General features: G+C 37.6%; 13 protein-coding genes. 7 read left to right on the top strand and 6 right to left on the bottom strand.

Going from position 1 to position 13,911, the window contains the following annotated elements:
• Nucleotides 1-17 precede the first annotated feature (17 nt).
• Nucleotides 18-407 (bottom strand): hypothetical protein, encoded by a 390-nt coding sequence (locus DCS32_RS15670; RefSeq protein ID WP_162533678.1) that lies wholly within the window; start codon nt 405-407, stop codon nt 18-20.
• A 133-nt stretch (nt 408-540) separates the two neighbouring features.
• The gene (locus DCS32_RS15665) at nt 541-900 is read right to left on the bottom strand and encodes an endonuclease domain-containing protein (protein WP_108879145.1); all 360 of its coding nucleotides are present in this window, start codon (nt 898-900) and stop codon (nt 541-543) included.
• 99 nt (nt 901-999) lie between these two features.
• On the opposite strand from DCS32_RS15665, the gene DCS32_RS16105 reads away from it, so the two are divergent.
• The 3 genes from DCS32_RS16105 (at nt 1,000) to DCS32_RS15655 (ending at nt 2,965) form a co-directional block, all read left to right on the top strand.
• Nucleotides 1,000-1,305, top strand: coding sequence for a hypothetical protein (locus DCS32_RS16105; RefSeq protein WP_162533677.1), 306 nt, complete (start codon nt 1,000-1,002; stop codon nt 1,303-1,305).
• Nucleotides 1,306-1,589: 284 nt separating this feature from the next.
• On the top strand, nt 1,590-1,724 hold the full coding sequence (locus tag DCS32_RS16310) for a hypothetical protein (RefSeq protein ID WP_262497446.1): 135 nt from the start codon (nt 1,590-1,592) through the stop codon (nt 1,722-1,724).
• A gap of 2 nt (nt 1,725-1,726) precedes the next feature.
• Nucleotides 1,727-2,965 carry an oligosaccharide flippase family protein gene (locus tag DCS32_RS15655; RefSeq protein WP_108879143.1) on the top strand — a complete coding sequence of 413 codons (1,239 nt, stop codon included), beginning with the start codon at nt 1,727-1,729 and terminating at the stop codon, nt 2,963-2,965.
• A gap of 223 nt (nt 2,966-3,188) precedes the next feature.
• On the opposite strand, the gene DCS32_RS15650 is transcribed toward DCS32_RS15655, so the two are convergent.
• Nucleotides 3,189-3,650, bottom strand: coding sequence for a hypothetical protein (locus DCS32_RS15650; protein ID WP_108879142.1), 462 nt, complete (start codon nt 3,648-3,650; stop codon nt 3,189-3,191).
• Nucleotides 3,651-4,298: 648 nt separating this feature from the next.
• Between DCS32_RS15650 and DCS32_RS15645 the strand changes: the two genes are divergently transcribed.
• A complete protein-coding gene (locus DCS32_RS15645) occupies nt 4,299-4,598 on the top strand; it encodes a hypothetical protein (RefSeq protein ID WP_108879141.1) in 300 nt (99 codons plus the stop codon).
• A 46-nt stretch (nt 4,599-4,644) separates the two neighbouring features.
• A complete protein-coding gene (locus DCS32_RS15640; protein WP_108879140.1) occupies nt 4,645-5,847 on the top strand; it encodes a glycosyltransferase in 1,203 nt (400 codons plus the stop codon).
• Here DCS32_RS15640 and DCS32_RS15635 read toward each other — a convergent pair whose 3' ends face one another.
• Genes DCS32_RS15635 through DCS32_RS15625 form a run of 3 tightly spaced genes read right to left on the bottom strand, consistent with a single transcriptional unit; the run spans nt 5,848 to nt 11,674 of the window.
• On the bottom strand, nt 5,848-7,359 hold the full coding sequence (locus DCS32_RS15635; protein ID WP_108879139.1) for a glycoside hydrolase family 2 TIM barrel-domain containing protein: 1,512 nt from the start codon (nt 7,357-7,359) through the stop codon (nt 5,848-5,850).
• Nucleotides 7,356-8,591 carry a hypothetical protein gene (locus DCS32_RS15630; protein ID WP_108879138.1) on the bottom strand — a complete coding sequence of 412 codons (1,236 nt, stop codon included), beginning with the start codon at nt 8,589-8,591 and terminating at the stop codon, nt 7,356-7,358. Before DCS32_RS15630 ends, DCS32_RS15635 begins: the two co-directional genes overlap by 4 nt.
• A complete protein-coding gene (locus DCS32_RS15625; protein ID WP_108879137.1) occupies nt 8,588-11,674 on the bottom strand; it encodes a hypothetical protein in 3,087 nt (1,028 codons plus the stop codon). The genes DCS32_RS15630 and DCS32_RS15625 overlap by 4 nt, the downstream gene beginning before the upstream one ends.
• Before the next feature lie 190 nt (nt 11,675-11,864).
• Here DCS32_RS15625 and DCS32_RS15620 point away from each other — a divergent pair, with 190 nt between their 5' ends.
• Both DCS32_RS15620 and DCS32_RS15615 read left to right on the top strand, forming a co-directional pair.
• Complete coding sequence (locus DCS32_RS15620) at nt 11,865-12,674, top strand: dolichyl-phosphate beta-glucosyltransferase (protein WP_108879136.1); 810 nt, start codon at nt 11,865-11,867, stop codon at nt 12,672-12,674.
• A 57-nt stretch (nt 12,675-12,731) separates the two neighbouring features.
• A complete protein-coding gene (locus DCS32_RS15615) occupies nt 12,732-13,700 on the top strand; it encodes a type I phosphomannose isomerase catalytic subunit (RefSeq protein ID WP_108879135.1) in 969 nt (322 codons plus the stop codon).
• Nucleotides 13,701-13,911: the final 211 nt, after the last annotated feature.

The following is a 13,911-nucleotide window of genomic DNA, read 5'->3' as shown; positions in this document are numbered from 1 at the left end:
CAAGAACCATCTAATTTTTAGGCTTTTATGATGTTTTTTAGATTGGACGGTATAAATAAGGTAGTGATGAGTCTTGGGTAGTTATGATGACAATATCTATTAAGTTGTTTCTTCCTTTCATTCTTGAAGTACTTGTTGTCGACATCTCCCCAAATGTGCCTTCCATTCATTCTAAGGCTTGATAAATTCTTACTGTTGCCGACATCTCCCCAAACCCCTTTTCCAAGAGGGGCTTCACTTTTTTGCTCCTCCTCTTTCTTGCATCCGACGAGGAAGGAACGACCGAGAGGAATGCACAGAGGCTGGGAGGAGATGTTTTGCGTTTGAGTGAGAAGTTTGCTGCCAACATCTCCCCAAACCCCTCTTCGAAGAGGGGCTTCACTATTTGCTCCTCCTCTTTCTTGCATCCGACGAGGAAGGAACGACCGAGAGGAATGCACAGAGGCTAGGAGGAGATGTTTTTTGCGTCTGAGTAAAAAATAGAGAAAGGCTGAGAGGAGATGTTTTGCGTGCGAGTAAGAAAAGCATCAACTAAGTCAATTACAAACATTCCTGCACGCTGTCTTCTATTGCAATAAGAACGGCATCTATATTTTTAAATACTTCCTCATTTGTAAATCTTAAGAAATGCACACCTTTTTCTTCCAGACGACCTTGACGCAGTCCGTCTTGCATAACTTGATTATCGTGTATGACACCATCCAATTCAATGGCAAGACCTATTTCATGACAATAGAAATCAACGATGTAATCCAATAGAGGCACTTGTCTATGAAATTCTGCACCGGTTGCTTTTCTTCTAATTTTATCCCACAAAGTTAATTCAGCTAGCGTCATATTCTTTCTCAGTTCCCTAGCTCGCTCTTTTAAGTCTCTACGGTATGGAATCAATCTTTGCATTAATTTTTATTGTAAATATATGTAAATCAATAAAATAGGTTTTTTAATATATTAGGCAGCTAACATCTTCTCAAATGTGCCTACCATTTATTATAAGGTTTGATAAATTCTTACTGTTGCGAACATCTCCCCAAACCCCTCTTCGAAGAGGGGCTTCACTATTTGCTCCTCCTCTTTCTTGCATCCGACGAGGAAGGAACGACCGAGAGGAATGCACAGAGGCTGGGAGGAGATGTTTTGCGTGTGAGTGAGAAGTTTGCTGCCGACATCTCCCCAAACCCCTCTTCTAAGAGGGGCTTTCATTTTTTGCTCCTCCTCTTCGAAGAGGAGGCTGGGAGGAGATGTTTTTTGCGTGTGAGTGCGAAGTCCACAAAAACTAGGAGGAGAGGTTTCACATCTGAGTAAGAAAAAGGGAAAGGCTGGGAGGAGATGTTTTACACCCGAATCAGAAGTCTATAAAGATTGGGAGAAGATGCTTCACGTATGAGTATGAAGTAAACTCTAACAATCTAAGAACCACTCCTTATATAGTAACAAGTAAACCTTTCGCGAAAGCGATTCAACCACAAAAGCTACTTTAAAGAAGAAATCCTACCACTCGTCTATAGTAAAAATGTGCTCATCGAAATTTCAACCGAAAGCCTCTTAATTGCTTGCATCTTTGTACCAGAATCAAACAACAAACTATTATGGGACTTACAGTAATAAACAACAAAAGCACATTAAGAATAGTGCACAACGCAAGAACTATGTCAACAGGAGCTACATTAAATGTAGTGCATAGAAAGGTTGATAAGCCAGTTATCCAACTAATGACTTATTAATCATGATCGCAATCCAACAAAAAATCAAAAAAGCACTTTCACCAGAGCAAATATTTATGCTCAGTGCCTTTGTAGTAAATGGAGGAAATTACCTCTATAACTTAGGCTTAGGTAGAGTACTAGGACCTGGAGCTTTTGCAGATGCTGCTATATTGATAACATTACTTCTAGTATTATCTTTTGTAGCGATGACTTTCCAACTCGCAGTTGCAAAGTTTACTACAGAGTTTGACGCTTCAAAACAAGAAGCATTTGTAAAAAGAGCTTATAAACAGGCGACGACTTTTGGAATTATACTCGGAGCGTTGATTGTAGTTTTTGCAACATCATTACAGTCACTTTTTCAAACGGCATCACCTATAATGTTTACCATTTTTGGAATAGCAGTCCCACTTTATTTTGTTATGAGTGTAAATCGTGGCAATCTGCAAGGACGCAAATCTTTTATTGAACTCTCTGTCACGTATCAGCTAGAGATGGTATGTAGACTCGCTCTTACTTTTGCTTTCTTACTGTTTTTTAATATAGAATCCTCTGTAGCAGTATCTACAGCAATAGCAATTTCTTTTATCGCTGGAGTGTTTCCTTTTAAGAAGCTCACTTCAAAAAAAGCGATAGAGACAGCGCTTACCTCAAAAGAAAGTAAGGCAGTAACTCAGTTTTTTGTACTTACAGCATGTTACGAGCTTACCCAAATCATTTGTAATAACAGTGACATATTATTAGTAAAGCACTTTTTTCCATCTTATGATGCAGGATTATATGCCTCACTAGCTCTTATAGGCCGTGTTGTATATTTTGTGACCTGGATGTTTGTGATGTTATTACTACCTACCGTAGTAACCATGCGTAAAGAGGGTAAAAACTCTGTTCCAGTACTTATGAAGTATGTAGGATACATCACAGCCCTTGCAAGTGCGATTGTAATATTCACGTTTTTATTCCCATCATTTGCTGTACAGGTCCTCTTTGGAGATCAATATATGGCAATTGCTCCCTTACTTGGCTGGTACGCTCTTGCTACTTCTTTTTTTGCTCTATCTAATATTTTTGCCTACTACTATTTATCCCTTGATCATTATAAGCCTATTGTAATTGCGGCCATTTTTGGAGTGTTACAAATAGTATTAATCATATTATTCCACGATTCCTTGTTTGAAGTTGTGTTAGCCCAAGTTGCAGCGATGGGTGGTTTACTTATCGCACAACTACTTTACTTCTGGAAAATGCAAGTAAAGTAAAATATACCCCCAGATTGTAGTTTGCCCTCTTATATAAGCTATTGCTTTGATAAGAGGGTTTTTTGTGTGCCCAGTATGGGCATCTTTAGACTATTTATTAATAGTAGTTTATTTAATTAGAGAGTGCGAGTCCCCTAAGGGCAGTGGTTACGCCTTGTTCCATTAGTATGCTGTTAGGTTGCTAGTTGCTAGCAGTGCCGCATACTCTATGAGCATCTGTAAATTATTCATAATAACACCATAGGACTTCATCATTATCGACTGATTCCTTCGTCAATTTTATTAAATTTTTCAAGCTTTCTTTTTCGTTATATTCTTTGATATATTCATTTTCAACATTGTCAATTACTCCCATCAATTTTTCTATTGTTGTCAGTACTTTTTTAGGGCAAAATGCTAATTGAATATTTTTTTCATTAATTAATTTCATAAAATCTCCAGTAGAATGAGATGCTGCTCGTTCAACAAAATCAAACTCGGATAGATTATAAAACCCATAATCTCCTCGAAATTTATCATCTCTAATTGTAAATATTGAGTTTAGTCCCCCATAAATTTCTTGCGTTTTTGATATATCTTCTTCGGCAATAAGATTTGTGTCTATGTCGTAATTTCCTAGAACTTGAGAATTAGATATTATATATTTTTCAGATTTTTTTATTGACTTTATAATGTAATATGACATAATTTGGGTTTTATAGTTGCTAATAGTCCACAACATAAAGCGAGTGTCGCTTCCAATAGCTATCGGAATTCCTGATTTGCTTTAATTTATGGTCTTGCTTGTTTGATCTAAATATACAATGAATTTTGGAGTTGTGCGCCGCGCGTAGTGGTTTCAAAGTTGATTTGAAGAAGTACGCTTTCGCGAAAGCGTAAGTAAAGTTATCTTGTAAAGTTGTATTTATTGTGTAGGCTTTCCTGCATATTGCATCACTGGAAGAAACCAGAACCGAAACGGAAAGGCCTAATCCATTTAGGAATCTACCAAGAAAATACCTTTGCTTGGAGTCGCACTCGTATAAGCTATTGCTTTGATAGGAGGGTTTTGTTTTACCAATACTTTATAAAACTGAAAATAGCCGTCCAGCGTCGTCCTTCTAATGTATTCTACATTGATAAAAGAACACTTTTGATAGCATTCTTAAGTGCTGTAATATAGGCTGTTGGTGCAAATACGTGATAATCCGCCCATTTTCAAAAATCGTTTATCGAAGGTCAAATACCATTCGTCTACACTAATGGTCGAGTAAACGTTTTTCGTCCGCTTTCGCGAAAGCAAAGCCGCATATTTGTACTATCAAAAAAACATAACTACTTAAAAATAAATATCATGGCTTTAGAAATCAACAACATTTACGGAGTAACTTGTATCAAAGGAAAAGTATCTAGCACACACATTCAAGAAGTAAAAGGTTACTTCAAAGCATTACTTACGATACAAGATAATGTAATCATCAACCTATGTGAGGTGAAAAAGGGAACTAAGAAGCTAGTAAGAGTTTTAGAAAACTTACGAGCTGAAATCTCTGAAGAAAAATCACTTAAGTTTTTTAGCTATCCAGAGCCAGCAGTAAAAGAATTATACGCACAGCTTAATAATGAAGCCAACTATTACCAGGCAGCAGCATAACAAAAAGAATACTACTACATCAACATCAACATCAAATCTATATATCATGAAATTAGCAATCGTAACGGCCTATCCACCGAGCAAAGTAACTTTAAACGAATATGCATATCATTTAGTTAAGCACTTTCGTCAAAACCAAGAAGTAACAGAACTTGTACTTCTTACAGATGTAACTCCAGAACAAGCAGATATCACTTTTGAAGAAGATGGATGTGCAATCACAGTAAAGCAGTGCTGGAAATTTAACAGCTTATCTAATGTACTATCTATTGCAAAGGCAGTAAGAGCTACAAAGCCAGATGCAGTACTTTATAACCTACAGTTTATGAAGTTTGGAGATAAAAAAGTAGCGGCCGCTTTAGGCCTGTTTTCTCCTTGGGTTTCTAAGTTAATGGGAGTAAAAACAACGGTATTACTTCATAATATTATGGAAACTGTAGATCTTGATAGCGCAGGATTTACATCTAATAAACTTAAAATTAAAGCGTATAACTTTATTGGAGAGATGCTTACTCGTGTAGTTCTTAAAGCAGATACTGTAGCACTTACCATAAGCAAGTATGTAACTATCCTAGAAGAAAAATATAACGCAAAAAATTGCGTACTCATCCCTCATGGTACTTTTGAAATTCCATTAGAACCGTCTTACCAAGCTGCTCCGGGTCCTCTTAAGATAATGACTTTTGGAAAATTTGGAACTTATAAAAAAGTAGAAATACTTATAGAAGCTGTACAAAAGGTAAGAGAAAACACAGGACGCGATCTTGAAATCGTAATTGCGGGAACAGATAGCCCTAACACACCGGGATACCTAGCCGAAGTACAAGAGATATATAAGCACGTTCCTAACCTTACTTTTACAGGTTATGTAGAAGAAGAAGATGTACCAGTAATATTTTCAGAGAGTGCGATGGTAGTTTTTCCATACACATCTACTACTGGAAGTTCTGGAGTGTTGCACCAAGCAGGAAGCTATGGTAAAGCAGTAGTAATGCCAGATCTGGGAGATTTAAGCATCTTAGTAAAAGAAGAAGGGTATAGAGGTGAGTTCTTTAATCCAGAAAGTATGCACAGTCTTGCATCTGGTATAGAAAACCTAGTAATGAATGAAGCATATAGAACAGAAATAGCAAAAGCTAATTACAAAGCAGCAACAGCATTACCTATGAGCCGTATCGCTCAGATGTACCTAGATGTTTTTGCAGGAAGAAGTACTAATAATAACGAAGTAATATTGAAGGTAGCATAATTACCGGTTCTTAATAATCAAATAGGCATCGTCTTTCACCCCAAGTGTATTCACAATTCCAAAAAAAGCCTGTTTGTTCTTTCGCCACGGTAATCTACCAGCCACTTCAGTCGGTATGTCCCTAAAGTCGTAAAGTGTCCAAGAGAGATAGTGTAAGCTATCTCTTTTCTGGGTTATATAAAACTCCTTAAAATATGCGGCTTGATCTTTCTCATCAGGTCCTAGAGGATTCCATAATCCGTGATAAGCTGCAAGACCAAATTCTTGCAGAACCACAGGTTTGCTAGTTGCATCTGTGAGTACTTTGTGAGCTGCTGCAAGATCCTCAAGATCTTTATAATAATGATAAGAGACAATATCTACTTGCTTTTCAAGATGTAGCGCAGCCTCTGGTGAAGACCAGCCTATAGTTACTGCATGTGTATTATCTATAGTCTTGAGATAATCTATCGTTTGACTCAGCCACGATAATACTTCGCGCTCCCCACGACTTTCAAAATCGAGATTAGGTTCATTTTTAATATCCCAACCTAGCAATGCAGGATGGTCTTTTACATGTGATACAATACTATGAAGGTGTGCATTTGTTATCGTCCAGTCTTGGATGCGATAATCTCCATAAAAGTCAAAAAGTGTAACCACAACCTTGAGTTTTGCTTTTTCTGCTTCGTCTAGAAGTGAGGTGAGTTTCTCAAGCTTTTCTTTAGGAACACTTGCTTTTCCAAAATCTTGAAAACCAACAAAAACTCTTATGGAATTAAGTTTAAGATCATTAATAATTTTAAAATCTGTAGCGAGTGTGTCCTTACTAAATGTAGGGCCAAAGGTGTCCCAAGGACTTCCTTGTGGGTAATAATTGATGCCTTCCAGCATAGCAAGATCTAGAGGGATAATTTCATTTTTAATTTCGGCAGGATGTGAGGCTACTTTTTCAAAATGACGTACCCTCCAGAAGCCATCTTCTAGCAGCAGTATAATTTTATAGTCATTATTAAAAGCTCGTTGTACGAGAAATTGTTCATTTTTAAAAACACGCTCTACACCAGTCACATTGCGATCTGTGAGCACTACTAGAGTACCATCTGCACTATAAAATTCTACAGAGAGGTGATGAGTAAGTGTAGTACTTTCTATGTAGGTGTTTGTTTCATTATTAAGTGTTAGTAAGTCAAGTACTTTTCCTCGAGCGCGTTCTGTATAATGGTCAAAAATCCCTGCATCTTCTCCTGTGTAAAAAGCCCTGTTTTTTACATACCAAGCATCTAGATAGTCTTCTTCTATACTCGCTAGATTTGCTTCTTCCATAGGTCGTCCAGGGTTTTCAATAGATTCCCAAGTAACTTCTGGCACATAATGACGGTCTTTTGTTTCATCCAGATGTAGCATTTTACTTCTATCTGCACCCGTGTTTAAAAAAGCAATCACCTGACTGATGCCATAGAGCACACCTGAATTTATGAGAATAAATCCAGCCAAAATCAAAATGCGATATAAGGTTTTGTTACTTTTCAATCTATTGATATTTGGGTGTTACTTTCTAGTCCTAAACAACGAACTACAATGTCATATGTTCCAGTAGGATAATCTTCTTCTTTTAGATAAAAGGTAGCCTCACCATTTTTCGTTTGTCCGTTGCGGGTTTCATTTCCTATGGTGACAGATACGTCAATTCCGTTTTGTACCAATTGTCCTAAGTAGCTTGTAAGCGGTCCTATGGTCAAGTTTCTTTCTGTTATTGTTGGAGTAGGGATGGAGGTAATGATGGATTCAAATTGCTGTGTTATGGAGTTGCTTTGTGCAATACCCGTCACGGCTGCTCTTACATTCCATGTGGTGGGTGATTGTGGGTGTAACGCTTTCGCGAAAGCGTACCCATTAACCGTACTCGCTTTATTCTGCCAGTGGGCATCTGTAGCATCTGTCATATAAAAAGTAACGAGCGTTCCATCTGTCATCACATTGCCATGCTCATCGCGTATTTGCGTACTCTGAAAGCTGATGATCTCGTTGCCATCTGCATAGTTATGATTATTATTTGCTTCTATCTGAAAATTTTCAGCTACATCTGGAAACACATCTGCTACGAGTTCTTTTGACGAGATATTTTCAAGCGTACTCCCTGTGCTCACTCTCCCTGTGCGTAGCGGAGAAGAAATGCGTTTCCACACAAAACCAGAAGATATAGGATGCGTAGTAGTAGTAACCGCTGACTTAAATTGTGACTTAAGTGCTACCTGAGTATTGTCCGGTAGCGTGTTATCTAGTGTGTCTGTCGGGATACTCACCAGCATGGTGTAGTCGCGCACATTTGCAACAATACTACGCGGACCAAGATATGTCTCAATAGTGCCTAAATGGTTTGTGTCTGGTAATAAGGTGAACTGACCTTCTTGAGTGATGTTCTCAGTACTATAAAGGCTATAATTCACGACACCGCTTCGTTTAGTAAAACTAGGCGGGATGTAAAACTGTTCTGTATTATCTAGTATTTCGGGTTCAATAACGATGGTGGCGTAGGTACTTGATAGAATTAGATAAACAGTTTGCTCATCTAGTGCACTGCCTGTTATAATTGGTATATACAATCCCTTATCTGTAACTGTTTGATTACCTATATCCTCTAAAGTTATGGCAGTATGTTGCACTGTTTTTACTGCAGCTTTATCTGCACAAGAACAGAACACTGTGAGCAGCGATAGTGCAACGATAGCAAAGGACGATATGTATGTGCTACGTTTTATCATTTTGGATTACCCACATAGTTGTTAGTGGTAATTGTAATATATGCATACGGCATATTTTTGATAGGTATAAATGATTGCTCACTTCCAGATGCGTTTCTTTGTGGCACCACCTTATCAGATATACTCTGGTTAGGTAGTCCGTTTACAGAAGCTGTTTTTAATCCAGAGGCTACTTCTGTAGGTAAGATATCTGAGTATAATAGCTCAGAAAATGGTCTTTTACGTTGCTGGCGCACACTCTCATCTATATACCTACTTTCTACCCATAGCAATTCTTTTTCTTTGTTATAGTAGCCTATGAGCAGTTGTGGTATGGTCGCTTCTTCTATACTTGTATTGAAGAGGAAACCATTAAGTGTATTTTCTTCTTGCTGCACCTTAGAAAGATCTACTGCTTGATATAAATCTGTGGTAGCAACATTTGCGCTTACTTGTACTTCAAAATTTACAGGGATGTCTGTAAGATCAACGTCTGTAAAAGCATCTGGTTCATAGGTAGCCGGTTTTTCTTCTGTGGCAGAAGCCCACGCAATACCTTCAAAATTGATACGGTAAAGTGTAGTCTCTTTAGGTAACAATTTATGTTTAACTACATCCTTAGCATTAAATCTGGCTAATTCTTCATTATTCTCATTGTAGATTGCTCCCGTCACAGAAATATCTGCAGGGATATTATCTACATTTTGAATTTCTCCTACGATAGCATAGGTTGTATCTAGTTGCACCAGTCTTGCAGAGAGCACCTCTACAACTGGTTGCTTGAGTACATCCTCATGAAAAGTTTGCTCTGATGTTACAGCCCGTTTTCCGTGGTTATAAAATCTAGTTCCACTCTGTATGAGAAGCTGCTCTGGCGGTATATCTGGATCTACAGTTTTAGGAACGATATACCATTTACTTCTCTTTTTAAGTAGTTGTAACTCGTCGTGAGTTTCAATTTCTTTAAGTGGTGTAATCCACGTAGCATCTACAATTCCTAAAGCAGTGGTATCTGTTTTAGGGATAATGTCTATGTATAGACTATCCAACTTTGCATAAGAACTTAATAAACCATCTGAGACAGAAATTTCTAACATAAATTGAGATAGTTTCTTGTCACTATCTGGATCTAGATAAGAATGTGCTCGCTCAAATTCTTTAAAATCTACCGCATCATAATATGCCGTAACCACATTGTTAGCCGAAAGTTGGGTGGTGTTTTTTACATAAAATAAATATCCGCCAAAGGCAATCACAATCAGTAAGATGATGGTCCACACCACAGATGCCCGATACAATAGCGACGGTGCACGCTTGTAAACTGGAGCAAAGGCAAAGTATAATGGCAGCTCTTTTTTTCTCTTAAAGGAGCGTGTCCACAGCGAACCCAAATGAAGTAAAAAAGCAATGATCACTGTGGTAAATGGTATAATTCCCCACATGAGCTTTAAAACTAGCGGAGCATCTTCTCTAGGCAAAACACTTGGCAAAGGAGCGATACCTGCTTTTTCCCATACCATGATACCATTTTCTAGTAGGCTCAATCTATGCCAACCAGCAAAATAGAGTAGAGGGTCATAAAACTTATCGTTTGAAAAGACATACTTCAAATGGTATTTTTCTGGTACTGTAAGAAACTGTTGTAGCGATCCTATACCCTCTATACCTCTATATTTTGAGTTTTCGAGACGCTCCACCGCTCTTGTGGTAAGCTCTGGTAATCTTCTTGCAGAGTGGTAATCACCATCTACCGTAGTAGCCTTAGTTTGCGCAGATAGCCATGCCATTTGGTCTCCAAAACCTAGAGGTAAATATCTCCATTTATAATGCTCATCTTCATTTAAGAAGTTTACAATAGGCGTCATTTTTATAGCATCTGGCTGGCTCGGTCTAAACTTTCCTAAGGTTATCGTGAATATGGCAATAAAGATGAAGAGGAATGATAAGAATGCTCCAGACGCTCTATGTACTAATGTTCCCCACTTTTCTTGTAAGTAGGCTTTGTAATCACCTTCTACAAAGCGATAACAGAACTCTCCAAAAACGGGCAACGCCATGATAGATGCCCATAATGTAAAGCGATCTAAGGTTAATATATTAAAAGCATTTTCTCCCAGCATTGCTAGAGGCACGGGAGTAGTTCCACCGGTTCCTAAAATCAATAACAAGGTAAATGATATCCCAAAAAAAAGTAGTCTCTTACTGTAGTACCTATAGAAAAAATAAGGAAGTAAGAACATCAAAAGTCCCCAAGGAATCACAAAGAATACTAAACCAGAGGAGAGCACTTCAAGAAAATTATCTCTAGATCCATGCGGAATAGGTACCTGTGTGATGGGATTATTTTTTGTGTTTACCCAATATGGAAAAATGCAACCTACGATAAGTACGAGCGAGCAAGCTCCAAATATAACGATACGCCTTAAGTGGGTCCATACCGCTTTCGCGAAAGCGATAACAGTAACCTCCTTTGTACTATTCACCTTTTCTCTCGCAGCATCCATTACCACCATACCTAATAAGGGAAATATAAAAAAGACCATCCCAAATATAGGTGTAACGTGATGTGAAGTAACAGTAACCGAAAGTAATGCAAGGGCTTTAAATAGGTGTCGTTTGCGTGCTGTCTTTACCCATAGATAGATTTCGGGAAGACAGTGCATTAATACGGAGATACCTATAATACTAGGTAGTTGCCCAAAAATGTGAAGCGTTTCTACAAAGGACGAACTAAAAACGGCCATTAAAGCAGCATATCCTGCAACCTTTTTATTAGGTATTAAGACTTTGGTAAAGCGATAGACACCAGTAATAAATAGCACAACGCCTGTAAGTGCAACCGTAAACATCCCAAATTTGAGTCCGCCTATATAAGACAGGGCACCAATGGTTTGATGTACCAGTGGCGGATAGCCCATAACGGTAAAGCCGGTATACCAACTATAACTCCACGGCTCAAACCAGCTCGTTGCATAATGATTTGCAAAAAACAAGTGTATAAGCGCATCATATGTGCGCTCTACAGTAAAGAACATAGCCGTCCCGTGGAAAATCATTCCAAGGAGCACGGCGCTTACTAAGTATTTGTTTGTTTTTGACTGCATTGTTTGGGAGTGAAAAGATACCCTTTTTAATATTCTGAATCAAAGATAGTTCTTTCGATAAATGGTTTAACCTTCGACGAGTGGTAACCGTCTATAGTAAGCCGCTAGCCATCGAAAACACTGGCTGTCAACGAGAAAAGCGAGGTATGTTTGTACTGTAAAACAATAACAACACACAAAAACACACATTATGAAAACTGGAATAATCATCCCTTGCTACAACGAAGAAAAGAGACTTAACACAAACGCATTTGTGTCATTCATTAAAGAAAACAGCGATTATCATTTATGCTTTGTAAACGACGGAAGTAAAGATAAAACGCTAGAGGTTCTTTATAGTATGAAAGAACAAGCGCCTAATGCAATAAGCATTGTAGATGTAAAAAAGAACTCAGGAAAAGCAACAGCTGTAAGAGCAGGAGCTAGATTCTTATATAGCAAGTCTACTATCTCTACGATAGGATTTATGGATGCAGACCTCTCAACAGACTTCAGAGATTTTAAGGACCTCGTTAAAACTCTGAAGACTGAGGGAAAGCTCGTAGTATTCGGTTCTAGAAACGCTTTAGGAAGCGGTACGATAGAACGTAACTTTATGAGAAACATGTTTTCAAAATTTGTGAAGCAGTTTATCTTATTAATCTTAGGATTACCTATAAGAGACACGCAGTGTGGAGCAAAAGTATTTACAAGAAGTATCGTGCCTGTAGTATATGACAATGCTTTTACTAGCAGATGGTTATTTGATGTTGAGATCTTCTTACGTCTTAAGAGCTACCTAGGAAAAGAAAACACAATGAACAACATCTTTGAGCAACCACTTATGAGATGGGTACATGTAGATGATTCTAAGTTAGGAATGAAAGATGCTTTACAAATCCCAATGAATCTTACACAAATCTGGATGAACTATGCTTTTCAAAGCAACACAGCAGCCAGCGCAATCCCTACAGAATTTGCATTAGATACTATGTCTCAAGAATTTTCTATAGCAGCATAATAATTACTGTTTCCTAGTCCCTATAAAACATCATTTATCCACATCAAATCTACTATTATGAACATCTATCCTATAAAATTTGAGCCTATCCTTCAAGAAAAAATCTGGGGAGGATCTAAACTACAATCAGTACTTAACAAGAAATGTACTAGCGACACGACCGGTGAGAGCTGGGAAATATCTGGAGTAGAAGGAAATATATCACAGGTAGCAAATGGATTATACGAAGGAGAATCACTAGTTTCTCTTTTAGAAAACCACACAAGCGAGTTTGTAGGAGCTGCAAATTATGAACGATTTGGAAATGAGTTTCCTTTGCTTATAAAGTTTCTAGATGCAAAAACTAATCTCTCTGTACAAGTACACCCAGATGATGAGATGGCACAAAGGGATCATAACTCATACGGTAAAACCGAAATGTGGTACATCATGGATCACGAAGAAGAAGCAGAGATCATATTAGGCCTTAAAGATAAAAATGCAAATACAGAAATCTTACGTGATGTAACAGGAGATAACGTATATGATGTATTTAATAAAGAAAAAGTAACAAGAGGTGATGCATATTTTATCCCAGCAGGAAAGATTCATGCTATAGGAGCAGGAGTACTCGCAGCAGAGATACAGCAAACCTCAGATATCACATATAGAGTATATGACTGGGATCGCGAAGATAAAGAAGGTCAAAAAAGAGATTTACACCTTGACCAGTCTGTGGCTGCAACAAGAGAATTTTATGAGGAGTGTAAGAAAGAATGTAAAGCAAATAGTAATACCTCGTCAAATGTTGTTGCTTGTGATTACTTTACAACCAATGTATTGAGAGTTAACAAAGCCTATGAAAAGTCTTATGCAAATCTAGATTCTTTTGTAATACTTATGTGTGTAGAGGGTTGTGCCTCTGTAACCGTAAATAATAAGACAGAAATTGTATTTAAAGGTGAGACCGTTTTACTTCCAGCAAATACTAAAGAAGCTTTTTTCTTTGCAAAAGATGCTCAATTTCTAGAAGTATATATTGATTAATGAATTAATTCTGTACGTAAACCGCTTAGTAAATCTAGGATGTACGTTGTTGTTATTGTTACTTCTATTAGATGAAGCAATACTAAGGTTACGTATAGATTATATAATAAATCCTCATTGTCATGAGACAGTGAGGATTTTTTGCATCATGAAGATTTATAAGAATAGTTCTAAGTTATTATGTGAAACAGTACTACTTGTGGTAGTCACG

It is taken from the genome of Dokdonia sp. Dokd-P16, assembly GCF_003095655.1.
Classification (GTDB): Bacteria; Bacteroidota; Bacteroidia; order Flavobacteriales; family Flavobacteriaceae; genus Dokdonia.
This window is presented reverse-complemented; position numbering and strand designations above follow the sequence as displayed.

Excerpts from the sequence above, each read along its gene's own strand:
- DCS32_RS15620 (WP_108879136.1), top strand. The coding sequence starts at position 11,865 with ATGAAAACTGGAATAATCATCCCTTGCTACAACGAAGAAAAGAGACTT.
- DCS32_RS15625 (WP_108879137.1), bottom strand. The coding sequence starts at position 11,674 with ATGCAGTCAAAAACAAACAAATACTTAGTAAGCGCCGTGCTCCTTGGA.
- DCS32_RS15655 (WP_108879143.1), top strand. The coding sequence starts at position 1,727 with ATGATCGCAATCCAACAAAAAATCAAAAAAGCACTTTCACCAGAGCAA.
- DCS32_RS15645 (WP_108879141.1), top strand. The coding sequence starts at position 4,299 with ATGGCTTTAGAAATCAACAACATTTACGGAGTAACTTGTATCAAAGGA.
- DCS32_RS15630 (WP_108879138.1), bottom strand. The coding sequence starts at position 8,591 with ATGATAAAACGTAGCACATACATATCGTCCTTTGCTATCGTTGCACTA.
- DCS32_RS15650 (WP_108879142.1), bottom strand. The coding sequence starts at position 3,650 with ATGTCATATTACATTATAAAGTCAATAAAAAAATCTGAAAAATATATA.
- DCS32_RS15640 (WP_108879140.1), top strand. The coding sequence starts at position 4,645 with ATGAAATTAGCAATCGTAACGGCCTATCCACCGAGCAAAGTAACTTTA.
- DCS32_RS16310 (WP_262497446.1), top strand. The coding sequence starts at position 1,590 with ATGGGACTTACAGTAATAAACAACAAAAGCACATTAAGAATAGTGCAC.
- DCS32_RS15665 (WP_108879145.1), bottom strand. The coding sequence starts at position 900 with ATGCAAAGATTGATTCCATACCGTAGAGACTTAAAAGAGCGAGCTAGG.
- DCS32_RS15670 (WP_162533678.1), bottom strand. The coding sequence starts at position 407 with ATGCAAGAAAGAGGAGGAGCAAATAGTGAAGCCCCTCTTCGAAGAGGG.
- DCS32_RS15615 (WP_108879135.1), top strand. The coding sequence starts at position 12,732 with ATGAACATCTATCCTATAAAATTTGAGCCTATCCTTCAAGAAAAAATC.